Annotated in this window: 20 protein-coding genes; 19 read left to right on the top strand and 1 reads right to left on the bottom strand. The window is 71.1% G+C overall.

The genetic code is table 11. From position 1 onward, the window contains the following. Nucleotides 1–7 precede the first annotated feature (7 nt). The 4 genes from araA (at nucleotide 8) to arfA (ending at nucleotide 5,644) form a co-directional block, all read left to right on the top strand. Nucleotides 8–1,516, top strand: a complete 1,509-nt coding sequence (araA, locus tag GKS42_RS22545) for an L-arabinose isomerase (RefSeq protein ID WP_154796907.1) — start codon at nucleotides 8–10, stop codon at nucleotides 1,514–1,516. 255 nt (nucleotides 1,517–1,771) lie between these two features. Then, entirely contained in the window at nucleotides 1,772–2,761 is a 990-nt protein-coding gene (locus GKS42_RS22540; protein WP_232847803.1) for a zinc-dependent alcohol dehydrogenase, read from the top strand. Nucleotides 2,762–2,834: 73 nt separating this feature from the next. Continuing rightward, the gene (locus GKS42_RS22535) at nucleotides 2,835–4,115 is read left to right on the top strand and encodes an alpha-galactosidase (RefSeq protein WP_232847802.1); all 1,281 of its coding nucleotides are present in this window, start codon (nucleotides 2,835–2,837) and stop codon (nucleotides 4,113–4,115) included. Between the two features lie 20 nt (nucleotides 4,116–4,135). Further along, nucleotides 4,136–5,644 (top strand): arabinosylfuranosidase ArfA, encoded by a 1,509-nt coding sequence (gene arfA, locus GKS42_RS22530; protein ID WP_154795862.1) that lies wholly within the window; start codon nucleotides 4,136–4,138, stop codon nucleotides 5,642–5,644. A 30-nt stretch (nucleotides 5,645–5,674) separates the two neighbouring features. On the opposite strand, the gene GKS42_RS22525 is transcribed toward arfA, so the two are convergent. Next, nucleotides 5,675–6,343, bottom strand: coding sequence for a uridine kinase family protein (locus GKS42_RS22525; protein WP_154795861.1), 669 nt, complete (start codon nucleotides 6,341–6,343; stop codon nucleotides 5,675–5,677). A 66-nt stretch (nucleotides 6,344–6,409) separates the two neighbouring features. Between GKS42_RS22525 and GKS42_RS22520 the strand changes: the two genes are divergently transcribed. The 15 genes from GKS42_RS22520 (at nucleotide 6,410) to GKS42_RS22450 (ending at nucleotide 24,565) form a co-directional block, all read left to right on the top strand. Then, the gene (locus GKS42_RS22520; RefSeq protein WP_154795860.1) at nucleotides 6,410–7,933 is read left to right on the top strand and encodes an alpha-N-arabinofuranosidase; all 1,524 of its coding nucleotides are present in this window, start codon (nucleotides 6,410–6,412) and stop codon (nucleotides 7,931–7,933) included. A gap of 294 nt (nucleotides 7,934–8,227) precedes the next feature. Then, the gene (locus tag GKS42_RS22515) at nucleotides 8,228–9,250 is read left to right on the top strand and encodes a LacI family DNA-binding transcriptional regulator (protein ID WP_232847801.1); all 1,023 of its coding nucleotides are present in this window, start codon (nucleotides 8,228–8,230) and stop codon (nucleotides 9,248–9,250) included. After that, the gene (locus tag GKS42_RS22510) at nucleotides 9,247–10,260 is read left to right on the top strand and encodes a LacI family DNA-binding transcriptional regulator (protein WP_154795859.1); all 1,014 of its coding nucleotides are present in this window, start codon (nucleotides 9,247–9,249) and stop codon (nucleotides 10,258–10,260) included. The genes GKS42_RS22515 and GKS42_RS22510 overlap by 4 nt, the downstream gene beginning before the upstream one ends. Before the next feature lie 46 nt (nucleotides 10,261–10,306). Further along, nucleotides 10,307–10,561 (top strand): Ada metal-binding domain-containing protein, encoded by a 255-nt coding sequence (locus GKS42_RS22505; RefSeq protein WP_354002681.1) that lies wholly within the window; start codon nucleotides 10,307–10,309, stop codon nucleotides 10,559–10,561. Next, nucleotides 10,561–11,232: an alpha-ketoglutarate-dependent dioxygenase AlkB family protein gene (locus tag GKS42_RS22500; protein WP_154795857.1), complete on the top strand. Its 672-nt coding sequence runs from the start codon at nucleotides 10,561–10,563 to the stop codon at nucleotides 11,230–11,232. The genes GKS42_RS22505 and GKS42_RS22500 overlap by 1 nt, the downstream gene beginning before the upstream one ends. Nucleotides 11,233–11,369: 137 nt before the next feature. Then, the gene (locus GKS42_RS22495) at nucleotides 11,370–13,310 is read left to right on the top strand and encodes a glycoside hydrolase family 127 protein (protein WP_232848136.1); all 1,941 of its coding nucleotides are present in this window, start codon (nucleotides 11,370–11,372) and stop codon (nucleotides 13,308–13,310) included. Between the two features lie 49 nt (nucleotides 13,311–13,359). Beyond that, nucleotides 13,360–14,976, top strand: coding sequence for an extracellular solute-binding protein (locus GKS42_RS22490; protein ID WP_154795855.1), 1,617 nt, complete (start codon nucleotides 13,360–13,362; stop codon nucleotides 14,974–14,976). A 63-nt stretch (nucleotides 14,977–15,039) separates the two neighbouring features. Further along, complete coding sequence (locus GKS42_RS22485; RefSeq protein WP_154795854.1) at nucleotides 15,040–16,023, top strand: ABC transporter permease; 984 nt, start codon at nucleotides 15,040–15,042, stop codon at nucleotides 16,021–16,023. 14 nt (nucleotides 16,024–16,037) lie between these two features. Beyond that, nucleotides 16,038–16,940 (top strand): carbohydrate ABC transporter permease, encoded by a 903-nt coding sequence (locus tag GKS42_RS22480; RefSeq protein WP_232847800.1) that lies wholly within the window; start codon nucleotides 16,038–16,040, stop codon nucleotides 16,938–16,940. Next, entirely contained in the window at nucleotides 16,940–17,602 is a 663-nt protein-coding gene (locus tag GKS42_RS22475; protein ID WP_154795852.1) for a YesL family protein, read from the top strand. The genes GKS42_RS22480 and GKS42_RS22475 overlap by 1 nt, the downstream gene beginning before the upstream one ends. Nucleotides 17,603–17,614: 12 nt before the next feature. Further along, nucleotides 17,615–19,405 (top strand): beta-L-arabinofuranosidase domain-containing protein, encoded by a 1,791-nt coding sequence (locus tag GKS42_RS22470; protein WP_154795851.1) that lies wholly within the window; start codon nucleotides 17,615–17,617, stop codon nucleotides 19,403–19,405. Between the two features lie 53 nt (nucleotides 19,406–19,458). After that, nucleotides 19,459–21,495 carry a glycoside hydrolase family 31 protein gene (locus GKS42_RS22465; RefSeq protein WP_154795850.1) on the top strand — a complete coding sequence of 679 codons (2,037 nt, stop codon included), beginning with the start codon at nucleotides 19,459–19,461 and terminating at the stop codon, nucleotides 21,493–21,495. A gap of 143 nt (nucleotides 21,496–21,638) precedes the next feature. Beyond that, nucleotides 21,639–22,796, top strand: a complete 1,158-nt coding sequence (locus GKS42_RS22460; RefSeq protein WP_154795849.1) for an exo-beta-N-acetylmuramidase NamZ family protein — start codon at nucleotides 21,639–21,641, stop codon at nucleotides 22,794–22,796. Nucleotides 22,797–22,830: 34 nt separating this feature from the next. Next, the gene (locus GKS42_RS22455) at nucleotides 22,831–23,526 is read left to right on the top strand and encodes a PIG-L deacetylase family protein (RefSeq protein ID WP_154795848.1); all 696 of its coding nucleotides are present in this window, start codon (nucleotides 22,831–22,833) and stop codon (nucleotides 23,524–23,526) included. Between the two features lie 46 nt (nucleotides 23,527–23,572). Further along, nucleotides 23,573–24,565, top strand: a complete 993-nt coding sequence (locus GKS42_RS22450) for a GNAT family N-acetyltransferase (protein WP_154795847.1) — start codon at nucleotides 23,573–23,575, stop codon at nucleotides 24,563–24,565. Nucleotide 24,566: the final 1 nt, after the last annotated feature.

The raw sequence follows: 24,566 nt of genomic DNA, 5'->3' as shown, positions 1-24,566 counted from the left end.
CACGAATATGACCGACCCGTTCGAGGGCAAGGAGATCTGGTTCCTGACCGGGAGCCAGGACCTGTACGGCGAGGAGACCCTCGCCCAGGTCGCGGAGCAGTCGCAGCAGGTGGCGGCGCTGCTCGAGGAGTCGGAGTCGATCCCGGTCCGGATCGTCTGGAAGCCCGTCCTGAAGGACTCGGCCGCCATCCGCCGGGCCGCGCTGGACGCGAACGCCGACGACGACTGCATCGGCGTCATCACGTGGATGCACACGTTCTCCCCGGCGAAGATGTGGATCGCCGGCCTGGACGCGCTGCGGACCCCGCTGCTGCACCTGCACACGCAGGCCGGCGTCGAGCTGCCCTGGGCCGACATCGACATGGACTTCATGAACCTGAACCAGGCGGCCCACGGCGACCGCGAGTTCGGCTACATGGCGGCCCGGCTGGGCGTGTCCCGCAAGATCGTGGTCGGGCACGCGTCCGACGGCGTCGTCCGCGCCCAGGTGGGCGCGTGGGCTCGCGCGGCGGCCGGCTGGGCGGCCCTGACGGGCATGAAGCTGGCCCGGTTCGGCGACAACATGCGTGGCGTCGCCGTCACCGAGGGCGACAAGACCGAGGCCGAGCTGCGGTTCGGTGTCTCGGTGAACACCTGGGGCGTGAACGACCTGGTGGCGCGGGTGGACGCCGTGGCCGACGCCGCGGTCGACGCTCTGGTCGCCACCTACGCCGAGATCTACGACGTGGCACCCGAACTGCTGCCGGGCGGCGAACGGCACGAGTCACTGCGCTACGGCGCCCGTCAGGAGCTGGGGCTGCGGTCGTTCCTCGAGGAGGGTGGCTTCGCCGCGTTCACCACGAACTTCGAGGACCTCGGCGGGCTGCGTCAGCTCCCGGGCCTGGCCGTGCAGCGGCTGATGGCCGCCGGCTACGGCTTCGGCGCGGAGGGCGACTGGAAGACCGCCCTGCTCGTGCGCCTGGCGAAGGTGATGGGCCACGGGCTGCCCGGTGGCGCGTCGCTGATGGAGGACTACACCTACGAGCTGACCCCCGGCAAGCAGAAGATCCTCGGCGCGCACATGCTCGAGGTCTGCCCGTCGCTGACCACGTCCCGGCCGCGGCTGGAGATCCACCCGCTCGGGATCGGGGACCGCGAGGACCCCGTGCGCCTGGTCTTCGACGCCGACCTCGGCGAGGGCCTGGTGGTGGCGCTCTCGGACATGCGCGAGCGGTTCCGGCTCGTGGCCAACGAGGTGGACATCGTCGGCCCGGACGCGGAGCTGCCGAACCTGCCGGTGGCGCGCGCGGTCTGGGTGCCGCGCCCGGACTTCACCACGTCGGCGCGGGCCTGGCTCACCGCGGGAGGTGCGCACCACACGGTGCTGACCACCGCCGTCGGGCTCGAGGTCTTCGAGGACTTCGCCGAGATCGCCCGCACCGAGCTCGCGGTGATCGACGCGCAGACCACGGTGCGCGGCTTCGCCCGGGAGCTGCGCTGGAACGCCGCCTACCACCGGCTCGCCCAGACGCTCTAGGGCAGACTGGCCGGGGCTCGACCCCGCCCGCACCGACGCCCGATGGAGGACACATGGCCAGCTACCGGGAGTTCATCCCGAACGCGTGCCGCCACGGTTCCGGGCCCGGCCCGAGTAGTTCCGCCACGCTCGCGGGGCGACGGTCCTCGGCATTCCTGATAGCGTTAACAACACCGATATTCCGCGTGCGAGGACGTGCTCCACGCGGCACCGTGAAGGAGAAGAGCAAGGATGCGTCTGGCCAGACTCCATGGGGTGGGTGACCTCCGGATCGAGGAGGCGGAACTGCCCGAGGTGCAGCCCGGGCACACGCTGGTCCGGGTCACCGACGTGGGCCTGTGCGGCAGTGACCTGCACTGGTTCGCCGAGGGTGGCATCGGCGACGCCCGGCTCACCCGGCCGATCGTGCCGGGCCACGAGTTCGCCGGCATCGGCGCCTCGGGGGACCTCGACGGCGTCCGCGTGGCGGTGGACCCGGCGATCCCGTGCATGAACTGCACGATGTGCCACGAGGGCCACCCGAACCTCTGCCCGACCGTCGGCTTCGCCGGCCACGGGAAGCTCGACGGCGGCCTGGCCGACTACATCTCCTGGCCCACGAACCGCCTGTTCCCGCTCCCGGACTCCTTAACCGGGGCCGACGGCGCCGTGCTCGAGCCGCTCGGGGTCGCCCTGCACGCGTGGGACCTCGCGCACGTGCCGCTCGCGGCCGACGTGGTGATCGTCGGCGGCGGCCCGATCGGTCTGCTGCTCGTGCAACTGGCCCGGTCCGCCGGTGCCGACCGGGTGGCCGTCGTCGAACCGCGCGAGCACCGCCGCGACGCGGCGCTGCGCTACGGCGCCGACGAGGTGCTCACGCCCGACGCCGCCCGCGAGGCGTCCGCGTGGAAGGGCTGGGGTTCCGGCGGGCTCGGCGCGGACGTGGCGTTCGAGATCGCCGGGAACGACGACGCGATCGCCATCGCGGCGACGGCTGCCCGGCCGGGTGCCCGGGTGATCCTCGGCGGCATCCCCGACGACGACTCCTCGTCGTTCCGGGCCGGCACCGCCCGCCGCAAGGGTCTGACCCTGGTCATGGTGCGCCGCATGAAGGAGATGTACCCGCGTGCCATCCGGCTCGTCGAGCGGGGCCTGGTGGACGTGCGCTCGCTCGTCTCCGAACGCGCGCCGCTGACCGACGCTCCCGCCGCGTTCGCCCGGGCCACCGAGCGGACCGGTCTCAAGGTCGTCATCGGCCTCGACTGACGTCCCGCCCCAGTCCAACCCGGTCCCACCCAGCCCAACCCGAGTCCGAACCACCCGAGAGGTCCGCGCAACGATGCAGGTCGACACCACCACACCCCCGATGGGGTGGAACAGCTGGGACTGCTACGGTCCCAGCGTCACCGAGGACGAGGTGCTCGCCAACGCCGAGTTCATGGCGGCGCACCTGCTCACCTTCGGGTGGAACGTCGTGGTCGTGGACATCCAGTGGTACGAGCCCACCGCGCGGGCCGGTGGCTACAACGATGATCCGCCGGTGGAGCTGGACGCGTTCGGGCGGCAGGTACCGGCGCTGAACCGGTTCCCGTCAGCGGCCGACGGCGCCGGGTTCGGCCCGCTCGCCGCCCGGGTCCACGACCTCGGGCTGAGCTTCGGGCTGCACATCATGCGGGGCATCCCGCGCCGCGCCGTCGAGCTCGACCTGCCGATCCTCGGCACCGAGTGGACCGCCGCCGACGCGGCCGACACCGGGTCCGTGTGCCCGTGGAACCCGGACAACTACGGTCTGAACCACGACCACCCGGCCGCTCAGGCCTACTACGACAGCCAGGTGGCGCAGTTCGCCGACTGGGGTGTCGACTTCATCAAGGCGGACGACATGCTCGCCCCGTTCCATGACGCCGAGATCGCCGCCTACGCCGAGGCGATCCGCCGGTCCGGCCGGCCGATCGTGCTGTCCCTGTCGCCCGGCACCGGCCTGGACACCGCACACCTGGACCACCTGCGCGACAACGCCGCCATGTGGCGCATCAGCGACGACCTCTGGGACCGCTGGGAGGACGTCCACGACCAGTTCGAACGGCTCGCCCGGTGGGCTCCGACCCAGCGCCCGGGCGGCTGGGCGGACGCGGACATGCTCCCGCTCGGCCGGATCGGCATCCGCGCCGAGCGCGGCCAGGACCGGCCGAGCCGGCTCACCCCGGACGAGGCCCGCACCCTGATGACGTTGTGGGTGATGGGCAGGTCCCCGCTCATGTTCGGCGGCGACCTGCCGTCCACGGACGCCGATACCCTCGCGCTGCTCACCAATCCCGCCGTGCTGGAGATCCTCAAGCACTCCGACGGCGGAGCCCAGGTCTCGCGCGACGGCGACGCCGTGCTGTGGTCGGCCCGGGCGACGCGGCCCGCGGCGGCGGCGCCCGCCCCAGCCACCTACCTGGCTGCCTTCCACCTCGGCGATCAGGCGAGTTCCGCCGTCGTCCGTCCTGACGCCGCCGGCGTGCGCGGTCCGCACACCGCCACCGACCTCTGGAGCGGCGAGGTCCTCGACCTCGCCGAACCGCTGACCATCCCCCCGCACGGCGTCCGGCTCGTGCGACTCGACCCCCACCACTGACCCGCAACCAGGAGCACCCCATGTTGACCGCATCCCTCGTGATCGACCCGGCGTTCGTCGTCGGGCCCGTCCGCCGCCGCACGTTCGGCTCCTTCGTCGAGCACCTCGGCCGGTGCGTGTACACCGGCATCCACGACCCCGAGCACCCGAGCGCCGATGAGGACGGCTTCCGCGGCGACGTCCTCGACCTCGTCAAGGAGCTCGGCACCGGCACCGTGCGCTACCCGGGCGGCAACTTCGTCTCCGGGTACCGCTGGGAGGACGGGGTCGGCCCGCGCGAGCAGCGTCCGAGCCGACTCGACCTGGCCTGGCACTCCACCGACCCGAACACGGTGGGCGTGGACGAGTTCATGCGCTGGGCGAAGAAGGCCGACGTCGAACCGATGATGGCCGTCAACCTCGGCACCCGCGGCGTGCAGGAGGCCCTCGACATCCTCGAGTACTGCAACGTCGCCGGCGGCACGCACCTGTCCGACCAGCGCCGCGCGAACGGTGCCGAGGAGCCGTACGGCATCAAGATGTGGTGCCTCGGCAACGAGATGGACGGCCCCTGGCAGATCGGGCACAAGACCGCACACGAGTACGGGCGCCTGGCCACCGAGACCGCCCGCGCGATGCGGATGATCGACCCCGACCTCGAGCTCGTGGTCTGCGGCAGCTCGTCCTCGGCGATGCCGACCTTCGGCGCGTGGGAGGCCACCGTGCTGGAGGAGGCGTACGAGTACGTCGACTACGTCTCCGCGCACGCCTACTACAGCGAGAAGGACGGCGACCTGGCCTCCTTCCTGGCCTCCGCCGTCGACATGGACCACTTCATCGACTCGGTGAGCGCCACCGCGGACGCCGTGCGGGCCGCGAAGAAGCTGACCAAGCGCATCCACATCTCCTTCGACGAGTGGAACGTCTGGTACCAGCACCGCGCCGAGTCCCGTCCGCCGACCGGGGACGACTGGCCGGTCGCGCCGGTGCTGCTCGAGGACCGCTACAACGTGGCCGACGCCGTGGTGGTGGGCAACCTGCTCATCTCGCTGCTGCGGCACACCGACCGGGTGCACTCGGCGTCCCTCGCCCAGCTCGTCAACGTGATCGCGCCGATCATGACCGAGCCGGGCGGGCGCTCCTGGCGCCAGACCACGTTCCACCCGTTCGCGCTCACGTCCGAGCACGCCAGGGGCGAGGTGCTGCAGGTGGCCGTCGAGGCACCGACGCTCGAGACCGAGAAGTTCGGCGAGGTCTCGGCCCTGGACGCCGTCGCGACCCGCGACCCCGAGACCGGCGCGGTGGCGATCTTCGCCGTCAACCGGTCCACCACGGAGTCGCTGACCCTGACCGTCGACGTGCGCTCGCTCGGCGACGTGCGGGTCGTCGACGCCCAGACGCTGTCCAACCCGGATCACACCTGGGCGGCGTCCGCGGACGACGCGACGTCGGTGCTGCCGGTCGATAACGGCACGGCCGCAGTGTCCGACGGCGTCGTCACGGTCGAGCTGCCGGCCGTCTCCTGGTCCGTGGTGCGGTTGGGCGCCTGAGTCGTGGCCGGTGCCGGCCGCCCGGGCGGCTCACCGCCGGGCGGTCGGCGCCGCGGCCAGGGCGCGGATGTCGCGCTCGGCCTCGGCCACGCCGATGGCGCGGCAGCCCTTGGCCACCCAGCCGCGGATGAGCCCGGGCTCGGCCCGGAACAGGGCGGTGCCTCGGCGGATCAGCGTCATCGGGGGCTTGCGGGACTCGGCGAAGTCCCGGAGCAGCCGGAACCAGAACGTCTGCATCCGCGGGCGGAGCAGGCAGATCGCGTCGGCGAGCACGTCCTCGGCGCGCAGGTCCGCGACCAGTTCTGCGGCGAAGATGCCCTCGGCGATCACGAGTGGCTCGCGGTCGAGGACCAGGTGGGTGGTGCCGGTGCGGCGCGAGGACGGGATGTCGTAGAGCGGCAGGTCGCTCGCGCCGTCCCGGCACAGCGCCACCAGCGCGGCCCGGGCGCCGTCGTGGTCCCAGGACGCCGGCGAGTCCCAGTCCACGCTGCCGTACCGGGACGGCAGGCCTGGTCGGTCGATGTCGAAGTAGAAGTCGTCCAGCGGTACCACCGGCAGTCCGAGCCGGCGGGTCAGCGAACTCTTGCCGGAGCCGGACGGGCCGGTCAGCAGCACCACCCGGCGCCGGACCTGTCGGGCGCCCTCCGGGATGGGGAAGAGCGCATCGCCGGCACTGTCGGGGTCGGGACCTTCGGGCATCCGGCCATTATCCCCATCTCGCACCAGCATCCTTAACCGCAACCGTCACCCCAGTGGAGTGCTCACGTGAACGCATCAGCCAAGGCCATCATCAACCTCGACGTGGAGGGGCCGGTCATCAGCCGGCACCTGTACGGACACTTCGCCGAGCACCTGGGCCGGTGCATCTACGGCGGCTTCTACGTGGGTGAGGACTCCGACATCCCGAACGCCGGCGGCATCCGCCTGGACGTCGTGGAGGCGCTGCGGGCCCTGAACATCCCGAACCTGCGCTGGCCCGGTGGCTGCTTCGCGGACGAGTACCACTGGATGGACGGGATCGGCCCGCGCAGTGAGCGCCCCTCGATGGTGAACACGCACTGGGGCAACGTCGAGGAGAACAACCACTTCGGCACCCACGAGTTCATGGCCCTGTGCGAGCTGCTCGGCGCCGAGCCGTACATCAACGGCAACGTCGGCTCCGGCACGGTGAAGGAGATGAGCGACTGGGTCGAGTACCTGACCCGGGACGGCGACTCCCCGATGGTGCGGCTGCGCAAGGCGAACGGCCGCGACGAACCGTGGCAGGTGCCGTTCTGGGGGATCGGGAACGAGGCATGGGGCTGCGGCGGGAACATGAGCGCCCAGCACTACGCCGATGAGGCCCGCCGCTACGCCACGTACTGCCGCGACCACGGTGGCAACAAGCTCTACCGGATCGCCGCCGGGGCCTCCGACGACGACTACGCGTGGACCGAGACCCTCATGAAGGCGGTCAACTGCCTCGGCTGCGCGAAGGAGCCGCGCGGGTACTTCCAGGGACTGACGTTCCACTACTACACGGTGCCCGGGCCGTGGTCGGACAAGGGCAGCGCGCTCGAGTTCGACCTCGACGACTACTACGCGACCATGGTCAAGGCCGCGCGGGTGGAGGAGCTCATCGCCGGTCACGCGGCCGTGATGGACTGCTACGACCCGAAGAAGAAGGTCGGCCTGATCCTGGACGAGTGGGGCACCTGGTGGAACGTTGAGCCCGGCACGAACCCCGGGTTCCTGTACCAGCAGAACACGATGCGCGACGCGCTCGTGGCCAGCGTCCACTTCGACGCCTTCCACCGCCACGCGGACCGGCTCGTGATGGCCAACATCGCCCAGACCGTGAACGTGCTGCAGGCGATGATCCTCACCGACCCGGACTCCGGTGCCCTCGTGCTCACGCCGACCTACCACGTGTTCGAGATGAACTCCGGGCACCAGGACGCCGCCTCGCTGCGGGTCGATGTGAAGTCCGAAGGGACCACGCGCACGGTCGGGGAGAGCGAGCTGGACACGTTCTCGGTCTCGGCCAGCACGAAGGACGGCCGGGCCCTGGTGTCCCTGACGAACCTGGACGCCGACGCCCCGCTGGAGGTCGACCTCGACCTGCGCGGCCGGACCGTGGCCGGCGTGCGCGGGCGGGTCCTGACCGCCGATGTGCTGAACGCGCACAACACCGCCGCGGTCACGGACGTCGCGGTACAGGACCTCGACGGCCTGAGCGTCGAGGGCGGGATCCTGCGGGTGAGCATCCCGGCGCACGCGTTCGTGACGGTGGAGCTGGAACTCGCCTGAGGCCTGGCGCCGGCCGGCCCGCACCCTCAGGTTCCGCTGCCGCGAAACGTGGGTCGGCGGGTGCGTGACCCGCAGTTCGCGTCAGTGGAGCGTGGCGCGTGGTTCCCCTGTCGCGAAACGTGGGTTGGCCAGCGTGTGACTCGCGGTTCGCGTCAGTGGAGTGCGCGACCCTGTGGTCCGGACCGCGACGGCCGGGCCGGCCACGAGAGGTGACGGCAACCGTGGGGTGGTCAGGGCATCGGGGGGCAGTCCGACGATGCGAGTCCGGGGCTGACTCGGGCCTACCCTGACCACATGGCGGCGACGATGCGGGATGTGGCTGCGCTGGCCGGGGTGTCCCTGAAGACGGTCTCCCGGGTGGTCAACAGCGAACCCCACATCCGGCCGGAGACGGTCGCCCGCGTCCGGGACGCCATCGCGAGCCTCGGCTGGGTGCCGAACGGCAGTGCCCGAGCCCTGCGCACCGGCCGGACCGGGGTGATCGGCATCGCCGTCGCGGGGCTGCGCCGGCCCTACCTCGCGGCGCTCGTCGAGGCGCTCGTCACCGAGACCGACCGACGCGGGCTGCAGTCGGCGGTCGAACCGAGCCACGGTGACCCGACCCGGATCCGCGCGGTACTGGACGGTCGCGGACCGAGCTACGACGGCGTCGTCCTGATCGGCGACGACGGCGCCGGACTCCCGCTCGACGGAGCCCTCACCGACCGCCCGGTCGTCGTGGTGCAGGGCGACGACGCGGACGCGGACCTCGTGCTCGACGACGTGGCCTCCGCCATGGGCATGGTGACGCGCCACCTCGCGGTGCTCGGACGCCGTCGACCTCTCCTGCTCGGCGGTGACCGTGGCGCGGACCGTGGGCCGCGCACCCCCGGCGCGCTCGCCGAACCGGGCGCGGTGACCCGCGCGGCGCTCGCGGCGGCCGGCTTCGAGGCCACGGTGCCCGTGATCCGGCCCGACGGCGAATGGGACCGCGGCTGGGGTGCCGCCGCCGCGGTCGACGCCCTGGCCGCCCACCCGGGCACCGACACCCTGATCTGCGTCAACGACGAGGTGGCCCTCGGTGCGCTGTCCGCGCTGACCGCCCGCGGCGTGGAGGTGCCGGGCGAGGTGGCCCTGCTCGGGTACGACAATCTGGACGACGGGTGGTTCTCGACGCCGTCCCTGACCACGGTCGACCCCGGGCCGGCGCGACTGGCCCGTGCTGCGCTCGACCTGCTCGCCGAGCGGATCGCCGGAACCGCGCCGGCCGTGCCCCGACGCGTGGTCCTGCCCGTGGAGCTGGTCCGGCGCGAATCGACGATGGGAGCGCCACGATGAGCCGGCCGACCCTGGCGGACGTGGCCGTGCGGGCCGGTGTCTCGGCCAAGACGGTCTCCAACGTGCTGCTCGGGCGCCGCTACGTCGCCGAGGCCACCAGGGCCAGGGTGCTCGCGGCCGTCGCGGAGGCCGGCTACGCCGTCAACGAGGCCGGCCGCGGGCTGGCGTCGGGCCGCACCGGGCGGGTCGCCGTGGTGGTGCCGATGATCTACCAGCCCTACTTCGCCGAGGTCGCCGAGCGGCTGATCCTGGCGCTGGAGGAGCACGGGCTGACGACTACGCTGCGGATCGCCCACGACACCGCGGCCGAGCGGGACGCGGTGCTCGGCATCACCACCCCGGACGTCGACGGCGTGATCCTGTGCCCGCACGGACTGAGCCCCGAGGTCCTCGGTGACGCGGTCCCGCCGCGGCCCGTGGTGCAGCTCGGCGGCGGGATCATGCCGACGTTCGACTGCGTCATCATGGGGGAGAGCACGGGGTTCCGGGCCATGGCCGAGCACCTGCTCGAGACCGGCCGCCGCCGGATCGCACTGATCGGCATCGGCCCGGGCGGGGCGCCGCAGGGAAGTCGGTTCGCCGGGTACCTCGACGCGCTCGCCGCCCATGGCATCGCGCTCGACGAGCGACTGCTGGTCACCGGGTCGGACTGGGACCGGCGCGCCTCCGGCTACGAGGCCGTGGTGGGCCTGTTGCAGACCGGCGTGGAGTTCGACGCCGTCATGTGCTTCAACGACGCGATGGCGGTCGGAGCCCTGCGCGGGCTGCGCAGCCACGGCTTGCGGGTGCCGCAGGATGTGGCGGTGACCGGCTTCGACGACACCGATGAGGCCGAGTTCACGACGCCGCCGCTGTCCTCGGTCAGCCCCGAGCAGGGGGAGATGGTCGCCGCCACGGTGCGGATGCTGATCGAGCGGATCGGTGGCCGGGACGAGCCGCCCCGGGTGGTGCACACCGGCGCGCATCTGGTGCCCCGGGAGTCGTCGGCTCCGGCTGGCCGGGACGGGTAGGGCGTCACACCTCACACTCCGGGTCTGCGCCGCGACTTCAGGGGACATGATGACCAGCTACCTCCTCCAGGGCCCCGACGGAAGGCCGTACCGCTCCACGACCCCCGGTGTACTGGGTGGACATCGGCGCGGGAGGATCTACGGGCGGCTGGACTGCCCGGCCGCGCTGCGGGCGATCGCGAGAGGCGGGTACGTGACGGATCGAGTGTTCTTCGCCGACGAGGCCACCGCGATCGCGGCCGGGTATCGCCCCTGTGGCGTATGCCTTCGGCACGAGTACGCGGCGTGGAAGGAGCGGTGATGGACGGCCTCTTCGGCGACGACCTGCTGGCCCGGCCCCGCCGGCAGCTCGCGGACGGCGCCACCTGGGTGCCGAACTGGCTGACCCTGGACCAGCAGGCGTGGATCGTCGCCAGGTTCCGCGAGTGGGCCGACGGACCGGTGCCGATCCGGGCGGCAAAGGTCCGCGGGCACGAGATGAGCGTGAAGACCGTCTGTCTTGGCTGGCACTGGCGCCCCTACGAGTACACCCGCGAGGCCGTCGACGTGAACGGCAACCGGGTGCTCGACCTCCCGGCCTGGATGGTGCGGCTGGGCCGCCTGGCCCTGGCTGAGGTGACCGGGGACCCGAGCGCCGGCGACGACTACACGCCGGACACGGCCCTCGTGAACTACTACGACCACCAGGCCCGGATGGGCATGCACCAGGACAGGGACGAGCGCTCCCTCGCGCCCGTCGTCTCCCTGTCGATCGGCGACACCAGCCGGTTCAGGTTCGGCAATACCGAGAGCCGGAACAAGCCGTACCAGGACATCGACCTCGCCTCGGGGGACCTGTTCGTGTTCGGCGGTCCGTCCCGGCTCGCCTACCACGGCATCCAGAAGGTCCACCCGGGCACGGCGCCCGATGGCTGCGGCCTCACCGCCGGCCGGATCAACATCACCATGCGTGTCACCGGCCTGACCGGCTGACCGGCCCGTTGCCCCGCCGCTGGTCGAGCAACGGTCTGACAACGAAATGACAACGCTGATGGCTTGCCGATTGACAACGCTGAATGAGAGCGTTAACAATGGTCCTCGTCGCACCGATGAAGGAGTCAGAGTTGACCGTGCCAACAACGTTCGAGGGGTCCGTGGGCCACCGCACCGTCGCGCCCGCCGTGCCGACCGGACCGGTCGCCGTGCAGCGTCCGCTGGACCTGCGCGCCGTGCGGCTCGACCCGAACGGACGCCTCGGTGCCTGGCAGGACCTGAACGCGGCCGCGACCATCCCGCACTGCATCGACCAGCTCGAGGCGTCCGGGGTGCTCGACAACTTCCGCCGGCTGGTCTCCGAGTCCGACGCGGACTTCCGCGGCTTCGTGTTCGCCGACTCGGACCTGTACAAGGTGATCGAGGCGGTGGCCTGGGAGATCGGCCGGTCCGGCACCGACCGGTGGAACGCCTGGCTCGACGAGGTCATCGGACTCGTCGCCCGGGTCCAGGACGACTCCGGCTACGTGATGACCTGGATCCAGGGCGTCCATCCCGAGAAGCGATTCGTCGAGCTCGAGTGGACCCACGAGATGTACGTGCTCGGCCACATGGTCCAGGCCGCGATCGCCCTCGACCGCGCCGCCGGCCGCGCCGACCTGCTCGAGATCGCCGAGCGCTTCATCGCCCTGATCCACGCCACCTTCGGGCCCGAGGGCATCGAGGGTGTCTGCGGGCACCCCGAGATCGAGACGGCCCTCGTCGAGCTGTACCGGCACACCGGTGAGCGCGCCCACCTCGACCTCGCCCAACGCATGATCGACCTGCGTGGCCGCGGCCTGCTCAAGGTCGGCTCGCTCGGCGCCCGCTACTTCCAGGACCACGCACCCGTACGCGAGGCGCGCTCCGCCGTCGGGCACGCCGTGCGCCAGCTGTACCTGAACGCCGGTGTCACCGACCTCTACCTGGAGACCGGCGAGGCCGCGCTGCTGGCGGCCATGGACGCCCAGTGGGCCAGCGCCCATGAGCGCAAGATGTACCTGTCCGGCGCGTTCGGCGCCCGGCACCGCGACGAGGCGTTCGGCGACGACTACGAGCTGCCGTCAGAACGCGCGTACGCCGAGACCTGCGCCACCATCGCGGACCTGCACTGGAACTGGCGGATGACCCTGGCCCACGGCGGGTCCGGCTACGCCGAGACCATCGAGCGCGAGATCCACAACGCGCTCGCAGCCTCGGTGGACGCGGGCGGCACCCGGTTCTTCTACTCCAACCCGCTCCAGCTGCGCCCGGACCGCTACTCCGAGGAGAACGCGCCGCGCGAGCGCACCCCCTGGTACGCCTGCGCCTGCTGCCCGCCGAACATCGCCCGTGTGGTGGCCCAGCTCGCCGCGTACGTCGCCAGCAGCACCGACGACGAGCTCCTCGTGCACCAGTTCGCCGGCGCCGAGATCGACCTCCCCGCCCACCTGGGCGAAGGCACGCTGACGATCGAGACCGACTACCCGCGCACCGGTGCGGTGACGCTCGCAGTGCGCGGCACGGTGCGCCCCGGCGCACGGCTCGCCGTGCGGGTCCCGGGGTGGTCGGCGCCCTCCGCGCTGGTCACCGTCGGCATCGACGGGGCCGACGGCGCAGCGTCCCGGGCGGACGCCGACGGCTATGCCCGGGTCGAGCTGGTCGACGGCGCCCGGTACCGGTTGGACCTCGACCTCACGCCGCGCTGGACCACCGGGCACCCGCGCGTGGACGCCGTCCGCGGCTGCGTCGCGCTCGAGCGCGGCCCGGTCGTGTACTGCATCGAGCAGGCCGACGTCACGGGGTCGACCGAGGTCGACGACCTGACCGTCGTGACCGCGCAGGCGCCGCGCGAGGTGGCCGCGACCGCGGATGCCACCGGCGATGTCGGCATCGAGCTCACGTTCCGCGTGAGCGCACCACCGACCGACCTGTACCGAACGGACCCCGGCGACATTCCGCCGTCGGGCATCACCACAGTGACCGCCATCCCGTTCGCGACCTGGGGCAACCGCGCCCCCGGCGCGATGCGGGTCTGGCTCCCGGTCGCCCGCGACTGAGTCGCGGACGACGCACCCCCCACCGAATCACCACACGAAGGGCTCAATGATGAGGAAGGCACTGACGGCGACCGCCGCGGTCGTGGCAGGCGGGCTCGTGCTCGCCGGCTGCACGTCCGGCGGCGATGACGGCGCAGACGACGGCGGCAACGGGGGTGGCGGCGAGACCATCCAGATCCTGGTGCTCAAGCACCCCCTGACCGGCCCGATGTCCGACATGGACTGGGTTGCTCAGCTCGAGGAGATGGCCGACGTGACCATCGAATGGGAGGAGGTCTCCGCCGACTGGGACCAGAAGAAGTCCACGATGCTGGCCGCCGGCGACATCCCCGACCTGGTGGTCGGCGTGAACGCGATCACCGACTCCGACCTGGTCACGTTCAACGGGCTGTTCGAGGACCTCAGCGACGATCTGGACGCGCTGCCCAACGTGCAGGGCATGTTCGAGGCGGTCCCGGAGACCGAGGTGATGGCCACGCAGCCGGAGGGCGAGGTGTTCTCGTTGCCGAGCTATCGCCGGTTCTGGCCACAGACCGCCACCCGGCAGTACATCAACCAGCAGTGGCTGGACAACCTGGGACTGGAGATGCCGACCACCTGGGACGAGCTCTTCGAGGTCCTGAAGGCGTTCAAGGACGAGGATGCGAACGGCAACGGCGACGCCGGTGACGAGATCCCGATGGACTGGTCGCCGACCGGGACCGGCGGCTTCGGCTTCTTCCAGCCCTCCGCGTTCCTGGGCAGCCTCGGGCTGCCGATCACGGGCGGCGGCGGCGCCGGCTACTTCGTCGAGGACGGCGAGGTGGGCAACTTCTTCACCGACGAGCGCTACCGCGACGTCGTGGAGTTCCTGCACGACTGCTACGCCGAGGGCCTCATCAGCCAGGAGGTCATGACGCAGGACTACTCCGCCTACCAGTCGGTCGGCCGTGGCAACGGCGACGACGCGACCGTCGGGTTCTCCTGGGGCTGGACGGCGTCCGACCGTTTCGGCGCCCAGCTCGCCCCGCAGTACGCAGCCACCGCGCCGATGGCCGCGCCGGGTGCCGACGCCTCCGACGTGGTCTGGAGCTACGACAACTACTCGCTGAACTACGGGCCGAACAGCATCACGATGTCCGCGCAGACGGACGCTCGTGACGCCTCCCTGCGAGTGATCGACGCCTTCTACGACCAGGACATCTCGGTGCAGGTCCTCTGGGGTGACATCGGTCCGAACATCGAGGAGACCGGCGAGAACGCGTACACCGTGCTGCCGCCCGCCGACGAGACCTCGGACCCCTCCACCTGGAAGTGGACCACCTCCCTGGCGGACAACGGGCCGATGTGGATCCGTGACGACATCGAGGTGGTGCTGCCCTCCGACCTGCAGGAGGCCAACGACCAGGCCGAACCGCTGGCCGATGCGCTGGCGAACGTCGACCCGGTCGAGGACGTGTTCCCGGCGGAGTTCTTCAGCCTGAGCGCCGAGGACTCCTCGACCGTCTCGCTGAACAACACCAACTTCCTCGCCATCGCGATGCAGAACTGGGCGACCTGGATCACCGAGGGCGGCGCGGAGGCCGGCTGGGACGACTACGTCGCCCAGCTGGAGGCCGCGGGCGTGCCGCAGAACGTGGAGATCTACCAGGGCTACTACGACGAGTACATCGCCTCGCTGGGCTGATCACCTCCCGGGCCCGCCGCCATGACGGCGGCGGGCCCGGCCAAACGGCCGAAGGAGGCCAGGATGACGCTGATCGAACCCACGCCGGTCAAGGCGGCGGGCCGGCGCTCGAGGGCCGCGACCGGGGCCGGTGTGCCCCCGCCCCGGGGCCTGCGCCGCCACTTCCGCAGGTACTGGCAACTGTGGGTGATGGCCGCCCCGGCCATCGCGTTCGTGGCGGTGTTCTCCTACATCCCGATGTACGGGATCCAGCTCGCGTTCCGCGAGTTCGACTTCACCGCCGGCCTGACCGGCGGGGAGTGGGTGGGACTGAAGTACTTCCGGCAGTTCTTCGAGAGTCCGCAGTTCTGGACCCTGATGCGCAACACCGTGGTGATCAGCGTGACCACCCTGGTGGTGGGCTTCATCGCCCCGATCGCGCTGGCGCTGCTCGTGAACCAGGTGATCGGCAGGTCGCGCAAGAAGTTCCTCCAGACGGCCACCTACCTGCCGCACTTCATCTCCATCGTGGTGATCGTCGGCATGCTGCAGGTGTTCCTCTCGCCGACCTCGGGGCTGATCACCCGGTTCCTCGAGGGCCTGGGACTGACCGGGGTGAACTTCCTCGGCGACCCCTCGGCGTTCGTGCCGGTGTATGTGATCTCCGAGGTGTGGCAGCACTGCGGCTGGAACTCGATCATCTACCTGGCCGCCCTGGCCAGCGTGGACACCCAGCTCTACGAGGCGGCGAAGATCGACGGCGCCGGCCGCCTCAGCATCGTTCGCCACATCGATCTGCCGGCTCTGATCCCGACCATGATCGTGCTGCTGATCCTGAACATGGGCGGCGTGCTGAACGCCGGCTTCGAGAAGATCTTCCTGATGCAGAACCCGCTGAACCTCTCCGTCTCGGAGGTGATCTCGACCTACGTGTACAAGATCGGGATCCTGTCCAACCAGTTCAGCTATGCGACGGCGATCGGGCTGTTCAACACGGCGATCAACTTCGTGTTCCTGGTGGTCACGAACCAGATCGCCAAGCGCGTCGCCAACACGAGCCTGTGGTGAGAGGAATGACGACCATGCTGAAAAGGCTTCGGCACCGCAGCCCCGGGGACATCGCCTTCGCGGTGTTCCTGGCGCTGAGCTGCGGGCTCATCCTGTTCGTCACGCTGTACCCGGTGTACTTCGTGATGATCGCCTCGGTCTCGGACCCGACCCTGGTGGCCACGGGCCGGGTCTCCTTCTGGCCGCGCGGGTGGTCCTGGTTCGGCTATGAGCAGATCTTCGCCGACAGCCGGATCTGGACCGGCTACCGGAACACGCTCCTGTACACGGTGGCGGGGACGGCGCTGAACCTGCTCGTGACCCTGCCGGCCGCGTACGCGCTGTCCCGGCGCGAGTTCGCACCCCGCAAGGTGCTCATGTTGTTCTTCGCGTTCACGATGTTCTTCAGCGGCGGGCTGATCCCCACCTACCTGCTGTACCGGGACCTCAACCTCCTGGACAACTGGGCGGTGTTCGTCCTGCCGTCCGCTGTGAACGTCTTCAACCTGATCATCGCGCGCGCGTTCTTCGAGAACTCCCTTCCCGAGGAGATCTTCGAGGCCGCCACGATCGACGGGGCGAACTACTTCCAGTTCTTCGCGAAGATCGCGATCCCCCTGTCCATGGCGATCATCTCGGTGATCGGGCTCTACTACCTGGTGCAGCACTGGAACGACTTCTTCACCGGGCTGGTGTTCGTCCGTACCTACGACAGACAGCCGTTGCAGATCGTGCTCCGGGACATCCTGATCTCCAACCAGGCGTTCGCCGGCGGTGCCGGTGGCGCGGGCGGCACGGGCGGCAGCTACGCCCAGCAGTACGCGGACCAGATCAAGTACGGCGTGATCGTGGTCTCCACCCTGCCGATCATCGTGCTGTACCCGTTCCTGCAGCGGTACTTCGAGAAGGGCGTCATGATCGGATCGGTGAAGGGCTGATGCTGCGCCTGCTCGGATGGCACACCCGCGCCGGCGAGATCGGTCTGCGCCTGTTCCTCCTGAACCTCCTGTGGCTGCTGTACACGCTGCGGGGCGGGGTGGTCGTCGGGGTGTTCCCGGCGACGGCCGCGGTGCATGCTGTGCTGCGTCGGGACGTGATGCGTCCCGATGACCCCCACCGGGCGCCGCTGCGGGCCGAGTTCGCGGCCGCCTGGCGCGCGGAGCTGGGTTCGGCGAACCTCATCGGGTACGCGCTGACCGCGGCGTGGGCCCTGCTGCTGGTCGAGCACCGTCTCCTCACCACGGCAGGCGCCCAGGGTCTGGCGGCCGGGGTGGCGGCGGTGCTGTGGTTCGCGGCCGCGGTGCTGTTCCTGGCGTGCGCCTCGGTCTGGATGCTGGCCGCGCACTTCGACGAGGGGCCACTGGCGACGCTGCGGCGCGCGGCGGTGCTTGTCCTGGCTCGCCCGCTGACCGCGATCGGGACGGCCGCGGTGCTGGCCGTGACGCTCTGCGTGTACTACGTGGTTCCGGGCCTGATCCCCGTCTTCGGCGTGGCAGTGCCCGCCCTGCTCACGTCGGCCTGGCTGTGGCGCAGCGGCGTGCTGCCCCGGCCGGCCAAGGAACCGCGCCCGTCGCAGGTACCCAGCCACTCTCAGGTCTGAAGGGAACAACAGGTGTCGAGGAGACGAGTCGAACGGTCCGAGCGCGTCCGCGCGCAGGAGGTACTGCGGCCGCTCGGGCACACCGGGCGGGTCCGGATCGAGAGTGGGCCGCTGGCCGAGCGCATCGCGGACGCCGCGGACACCTATCTCGCCATGGACCCGGACGACGTCCTGCACGGCTTCCGGACGGCGGCCGGCCGGGCCGCTCCCGGCGCGCCCCTGACCGGGTGGTCCACGGTGACCTCGGAACCCACGTTCGGGCAGTGGGTCAGCGGACTCGCCCGCCTCGGCGTCACCGCCGGCGTGGCGGCGGCGAGCGAGCGGGCGATCGAACTGGTCGACGGCTTCGCGGAGACGGTCGGTCCCGACGGTGACGTCCGGATGTCCCTGTACGGCTACGAGAAGCTCATCTGCGGACTCGTCGACACGTTCACCCACACCGGGCACGAGCCGGCGCTCGCGCTCCTCGAACGGACCGTGCCCTGGGCGGACCGGACCTTCGACCGGGCCCGCCCGACGCCGTCGGCGCGCGACTTCGCCGGCGGCCGGATCGGGCCGACCAGCCATGCCCGCACCCTCGAGTGGTACACCCTCGCCGAGAACCTCCACCGCGCCTGGCTGGCCGGTGCGGACGAGCGGGTCGGCGAGTTCGCGCGGGAGTGGCACTACGACGCCTACTGGGACCGCTTCCTGACGGAGCCCCAGCCGGGCCTGCCCTGGCCGGTCCCGACCTGGCTGCACGCGTACTCGCACCTGAACACGTTCGCGTCGGCGGCCGCGGCGTACGAGGCCACCGGCGAGGACCGGTACCTGGAGATCGTGCGCAACGCGCACACGTACTTCACCACGACGCAGACGTTTGCCACGGGCGGTTACGGTCCGAGCGAGTTCACGCTGCCGGAGGACGGCGCGCTCGGGCGCAGCCTCGAGTGGCGCACCGACTCCGCCGAGATCGTGTGCGGGTCGTGGGCCGCGTTCAAGGTGTCCGCGGCCCTGCTGACGTACACCGGCGAGGCGCGCTACGGGGACTGGGTCGAGCAGCTCGTCTACTCCGGGATCGGCGCGGTGACGCCGGTCAGGCCGGGTGGCCGGACGCCCTACTACCAGGACTACCGCCTCGGGGTCGCCACCAAGCTGCCGCACTGGGACGACTGGCCGTGCTGCTCCGGGACGTACCTCCAGTGCGTCTCCGAACTCCCGAACTTCCTCTACTACGCGGCCGACGACGGACTCGCCGTGCTGCTCTACGTGCCGTCGACGGTCTCCTGGGAACACGAGGGACGCGAGTTCGGCCTCACCCTCCAGACCTCCTTCCCGCAGACCGACGATGCCCGCCTGACCCTGCGCGGCTCCGGTCACCTGGCGCTGCGGCTGCGGGTCCCGTCCTGGAGCGACGGCTTCGCTGCGGCCGTGAACGGGGAGCCGGTGCCCGCGGTCGCGACGGCAGGGGGCTGGCTCGTCATCGACCGGGACTGGTGCGACGGCGACGTCATCGACGTCACGATCGGTGCCGGGCTGCGGGTCCTGCCGGTCGACGCCCGGCACCCGAACCGGGTCGCCTTCGCGCACGGCCCGGTCGTGCTGGCGCAGAAGGCCGACTGGACCATGCCGATCTCGCTCCCGACCCCCTGGGAGATGGTCGACCTCGACCAGGCCTTCGAGCCGGGCGACGGCGTGCGATACACGCCCGTCGGCGTCGGGACGGCTCGCCTGCCGCTCGGCGACCTGCGGCCGCTGTCGGAGATCGCCGAACGGACGCCGTACCGCGTCTACTTCGACCTGGACGACCCGCGGATCGTCTGACCCGTCCGCGCGGCCCCTGGCCGTCCCACCAACCCAACGGAGTTCGAACCCGCATGACCGATCACCACTTCCGGACCGACGCCGAGAGCCTCACCTGGCGAGGCGGTGGCGAGACCCTCGTGGTCCAGGCCTGGGGCGCCGACTCGGTACGGGTGCGCGCCGCCCACGGGGCCGACGTGATCGACACCGACTGGGCGCTGCTGCCACCGCAGGCGGGTGCCCACGAGGAGGTGAGGGTCGCCGTCGACGGCTCGGTGGCGACCCTGACCAACGGTGAGCTGCGCGTCGTCGCGACCGCCCGGGACCATTTCGACGGACAGTCCGGCTACCAGCGTTTCGCGTGCCGGCTGGAGTTCTACGGGGCCGACGGACGCCTGCTGTTCGCCGAGGCGGACGCCGGCGGCGCCCTCAAGCTGCGGGCTCGGGACTACTCGGCGCAGGACGGCGGTACCTATGCCACCACGCTCGCCCTGGTGGCCGATCCCACCGAGAAGCTCTACGGGATGGGTCAGTACCAGCAGGACATCCTCGACATCAAGGGCTGCACGTTCGAGCTCGCCCACCGCAACTCGCAGGTGAGCGTGCCGTTCGTGCTGTCCAGTGCCGGCTACGGGTTCCTCTGGCACAATCCCGCGGTCGGCCGGGCGACGTTCGCGAGCAACCGCACCGAGTGGGTCGCCGAGTCCACCAGGCAGATCGACTACTGGGTCACCGCGGGATCGTCGCCGGCGCAGATCACCGCCGCCTACGCGGACGCCACCGGGCACGCGCCGATGATGCCGGAGCACGGCCTCGGCTTCTGGCAGTGCAAGCTGCGGTACTGGAACCAGGAGCAGCTGCTCGAGGTGGCCCGGGAGCACAAACGGCGTGGGCTGCCGATGGACGTCATCGTCGCCGACTTCTTCCACTGGCCGCACATGGGCGACTACCGGTTCGAGGAGGAGTTCTGGCCCGATCCGGCCGCGATGGTCGCGGAGCTGAAGGACCTCGGCATCGAGCTCATGGTGTCGGTGTGGCCCCAGGTGTCGCACTCCTCGGAGAACTATGCGCGGATGGCCCGCGAGGGCTGGCTCGCCCTGTCCAACCGGGGCGTCGACGTCCAGATGGCGTTCGAGGGCCCGAGCCAGTTCGTGGACGTGACGAACCCGGCGGCCCGCGAGTTCCTCTGGGAGACCTGCCGCGCCAACTACGCCCGGCACGGCATCCGGCTGTTCTGGCTGGACGAGGCGGAGCCCGAGTTCGCGTTCTACGACTACGCCGCCTACCGGTACCACCTCGGCCAGGTCCGCGAGGTCGGCAACATCTACCCGCAACTGTTCGCGCGCACCTTCCATGACGGACTGATGGCCGACGGCGACGGTGCTCCGGTCAGTCTGGTGCGGGCCGCGTGGGCCGGCAGTCAGCGCTACGGCGCCCTCGTCTGGTCCGGCGACATCCACTCCAGCTTCGCGTCGATGGCCCGCCAGATCACCGCGGGGATCCACATGGGCGTGGCCGGGATCCCGTGGTTCACCACGGACATCGGTGGGTTCGGCGGCGGACGCACCGATGACCCGGCCTTCCACGAACTCCTGGTGCGCTGGTTCCAGTTCGGGACCTTCCTGCCCGTGATGCGGCTGCACGGTGACCGCGGCCCGGCCGAGCGGGTCCGGGCCGCGGACGGGAGCCACCGCCGGGACTCCGGCGCCGCCAACGAGCTCTGGAGCTTCGGCGAGGAGGTGTTCGCGATCCTGTCCCGCTACGCCCACCTGCGGGAGCGGCTGCGCGACTACACGCGATCGGTGATGGGCGCCGCGCACACCGACGGACAGCCGGTGATGCGCGCCCTGTTCCATGAGTTCCCGGGCGACCCGGCTGCGTGGGACGTGGCCGATCAGTTCCTGTTCGGGCCGGACCTGCTGGTCGCGCCGGTGCTCCGGGCCGGGGCGCGCTCGCGGCCGGTCTACCTGCCGGCCGGGACGGACTGGACCGACCTGCGCACCGGCGAGGTGCACCACGGCGGGCAGCGGATCGAGGTCGACGCGCCGATCGAGGTGATCCCGGTGTTCGCCCGCGCCGGGGCGCTGCCCGGCCTGGTCGGCAGCCTCTGAGAGGCTGCTCCGCGGGGCACGGCACGCGTGGGAAGCGCGCGTAACGTCGACGTAACTAATTGACCCTAGTCTGACGATCTGTGTAGCGTACTTACATCAGTCGATGACGAGTGGGGGAACGGCCAGTGGTCGAGGTGGACGATGTGGCGCGGGTCCGAACGGGCCTGGGCCGGGCGATCGCAGAACCCGGCCTGATCGGCGACGGCCCCATCGGCCTGTGCGCGAACTACACGTCCGTCACGGAGGACCTGCGCCGTGGCGTCGACGCGCTGCTGGGTGCGGGCGTGGAGCTGACCACGATCTTCACGCCGGAGCACGGCTACTGGGGTGCGGTGCAGGCCGGCGAGAGTGAGGGCGACGGCGTCGACCTCGGCACCGGTCTGCCGGTGTTGGACACCTACCGCTGCGACGGGCCGCGGCTCGACGGGCTGCTGCGCGAGTCCGGGGTGGCCACGATCCTGGTGGACTTCCAGGACATCGGCGTTCGGTTCTACACCTACACCTGGACGCTCTTCGACCTGCTCTGCTCCGCGGCACGGGTCGGGATCCGCATCGTGGTGCTCGACCGGCCGAATCCCCTCGGTGGCCTGGTCCGGACCGGACCCGGGCTCGATCCTTCCTGCGCCAGCTTCGTGGGCCGGGTCTCGATCCCGCTCCAGCACGGACTCACCCTCGGCGAGCTGGCACGGTGGTTCAACGTCGCCCACGTACCGGACGCAGTCGGCACCGGAGCCGATCTCGAGGTGATCGAGCTGGCCGGCTGGAGCCGGCAGCGCCGGGCGCCGGACGACGACTGGGTCATGCCGTCGCCGAACATGCCAACGCTGACCACCGCGACCGTCTTCGGCGCCATCGGTCTGCTGGAGGGCACCGTGCTCTCGGAGGGCCGCGGCACCACGAAGCCGTTCGAGCTGTTCGGAGCGTCCTGGACCGACGGGCGCCTGGCCGTCGCGCTGACCGAGCGGGACCTGCCCGGCGTCGCCTTCCGGGAGGCCGTCTTCCGCCCCACGTTCAGCAAGTGGCACGGCGACGTGGTGCACGGCGCCCAACTGCACGTGCGCGACGCCGCGGCGTTCGATCCGATCGCGACCGGCGTGGCCGTGCTCCAGGCCGTCGCCGGCCTGTATCCCGGGGAGTCGATCTGGCTGCCGGCGCGGCCCGGCCGCCCGCCGTTCATCGACCTCCTCTGGGGCTCGCCGGCCCTGCGCGAGGGAATCGATCGCGGGGCGGACCTGAGCGCGATCCTCGACGGCGGTCCACCGACGCCCATCGTGCCGCCGGACGCACTTCTCTACGTCTGAACACCCCGCCGAACACGAACGAAGGACGAATCCGTTGTCACCTCAGACGATCATGGCCGTGGGCGGTCACATCGGCGATATGGACCTCGCCGCTGGGCCGCTGCTGGCGCAGAACGTGCTCGACGGCGGCCGGTCCGTTCTCGTGGCGCTCACGCCGGGGGAGCGGGGGCACCCTCGGATGTCCGCCACGGACTACCGCGAGCAGAAGATCGCCGAGGCTCGGGCGTTCGCGGCCGGGATCGGCGCCGAGGTGGTCGTCTTCGACGACATCTCCGACGGGTTCCTCACGGCCGACGACGCGGTCGCTGAACGCGTCGCCGACCTGATTCGTGAGATCAGGCCGACCACGCTGCTCGCGCACTGGCGGCGCAGCATCCACACCGACCACGAGAACGCCTCGATCGTCGCCGAGCGGGGTCGGTTCCTGGCCGGCCTGCCCGGGTGGAAGGACGAGACCGCGCGCCACGGTGTCGGCCGGCTGCTGTTCACGGAGAACTGGGAGGACGCGACCGGCTTCGATGCGGACCTCTTCGTGGAGATATCCACGGAGGCGCACAGGCTCTGGACCGAGGCCATCAGCGGCCAGGCGTTCGCTCGCGGGGAGACCTACGGCTTCCGCTACATCGACTTCTACTCGGCCCAGATGATCACCCGGGGCTGCCTCGCCGGCGTGCCCCACGCCGTCGCGCTCTCCTCCGGGCGGACTTGGGGCATGGCGCCCCTGGACTGAACCTGCCCTCCGACGGAGGGAGGTACCCGCCGCCCAGCCACCGTCAATGAGCACCATCGAACAGATCGGAAAGGTCATTCCCTTGCAGGTCACCTATCGTGCCCACCGTTCCGGTGATGCCGCCCGGCTCGCCGAGCTCACGACGGTCGCGATGCCGCGCGACGCCGTCAGCGAGGACTGGTTCACCCACACAGTCCTGCTGGACCCGAACTTCGACCCCGACGGCCTGATCGTGGCCGTGGACGCGGCCACTGGGCAGGCTCAGGGCTTCGTCTACGCGGTGCGCGCCGGGCGGGGCATCGGGCCCGATCCCGACGGCGGGTGGATCACCATCGGCTGCGTCCGGCCCGAGGCGCGCCGGCAGGGCATCGGGACCGAGCTGGTGCGGCGGGCCGGGGTGTTCCTCGCCGGCAAGGGTGCCCACTGGGTCAACTACGCCGCGTATCCGCTGGCCTACTTCGTGCCGGGCCTCGACGCGGCCGCCTACCCGGACGCCGCCCGGCTGTTCGAGCGGGCCGGCTTCCGGCGGCTGTACACGGCCGCGGCGATGAGCCTCGATCTGGCCGGGTACGCGACCCCGGCCGATGTGCTCGACCTGCGTGCGGCGCGCGTCGCCGAGGGGTACGCGTTCGCCGTCGCCCGCCCCGACGACCTGCCCGAGGTGATCTCCTTCGCCGCGCAGCGGCTGGCACCGGACTGGGGTGAGGCGGTCCGGGACTCCGTCATGCAGCACGGACGGATCGACAGGGTGCTGCTGGCGCGCCACCCCGAGGGTCCCGTCGTGGGCTTCTCCACCTACGGCGCCTACCGCGGCCTGCGGGAACGGTTCGGCCCGTACGGGGTGGACGAGACGTCTCGCGGCACCGGCCTCGGAAAGGTGCTGCTGCACGAGACCCTCACCCGGATGCGCGCCGAGGGCGCCCAGAGCGCCTGGTTCCTGTGGACCGGCGAGGACTCACCGGCCGGGCACCTCTACCTGCGGTCCGGGTTCCGCATCACCCGGCGCTTCGACGTGCTGCGTGCCGACCTGGGCGACTGAC

This window comes from Occultella kanbiaonis, assembly GCF_009708215.1.
GTDB lineage: Bacteria > Actinomycetota > Actinomycetes > Actinomycetales > Beutenbergiaceae > Occultella > Occultella kanbiaonis.
This window is presented reverse-complemented; position numbering and strand designations above follow the sequence as displayed.

Coding starts and splice junctions, on each gene's coding strand:
- GKS42_RS22490 (WP_154795855.1), top strand. CDS start 13,360: ATGAGGAAGGCACTGACGGCGACCGCCGCGGTCGTGGCAGGCGGGCTC.
- GKS42_RS22480 (WP_232847800.1), top strand. CDS start 16,038: ATGCTGAAAAGGCTTCGGCACCGCAGCCCCGGGGACATCGCCTTCGCG.
- GKS42_RS22475 (WP_154795852.1), top strand. CDS start 16,940: ATGCTGCGCCTGCTCGGATGGCACACCCGCGCCGGCGAGATCGGTCTG.
- GKS42_RS22535 (WP_232847802.1), top strand. CDS start 2,835: ATGCAGGTCGACACCACCACACCCCCGATGGGGTGGAACAGCTGGGAC.
- araA (WP_154796907.1), top strand. CDS start 8: ATGACCGACCCGTTCGAGGGCAAGGAGATCTGGTTCCTGACCGGGAGC.
- GKS42_RS22525 (WP_154795861.1), bottom strand. CDS start 6,343: ATGCCCGAAGGTCCCGACCCCGACAGTGCCGGCGATGCGCTCTTCCCC.
- GKS42_RS22450 (WP_154795847.1), top strand. CDS start 23,573: ATGAGCACCATCGAACAGATCGGAAAGGTCATTCCCTTGCAGGTCACC.
- GKS42_RS22515 (WP_232847801.1), top strand. CDS start 8,228: ATGGCGGCGACGATGCGGGATGTGGCTGCGCTGGCCGGGGTGTCCCTG.
- GKS42_RS22465 (WP_154795850.1), top strand. CDS start 19,459: ATGACCGATCACCACTTCCGGACCGACGCCGAGAGCCTCACCTGGCGA.
- GKS42_RS22505 (WP_354002681.1), top strand. CDS start 10,307: ATGATGACCAGCTACCTCCTCCAGGGCCCCGACGGAAGGCCGTACCGC.
- GKS42_RS22485 (WP_154795854.1), top strand. CDS start 15,040: ATGACGCTGATCGAACCCACGCCGGTCAAGGCGGCGGGCCGGCGCTCG.
- arfA (WP_154795862.1), top strand. CDS start 4,136: ATGTTGACCGCATCCCTCGTGATCGACCCGGCGTTCGTCGTCGGGCCC.
- GKS42_RS22500 (WP_154795857.1), top strand. CDS start 10,561: ATGGACGGCCTCTTCGGCGACGACCTGCTGGCCCGGCCCCGCCGGCAG.
- GKS42_RS22510 (WP_154795859.1), top strand. CDS start 9,247: ATGAGCCGGCCGACCCTGGCGGACGTGGCCGTGCGGGCCGGTGTCTCG.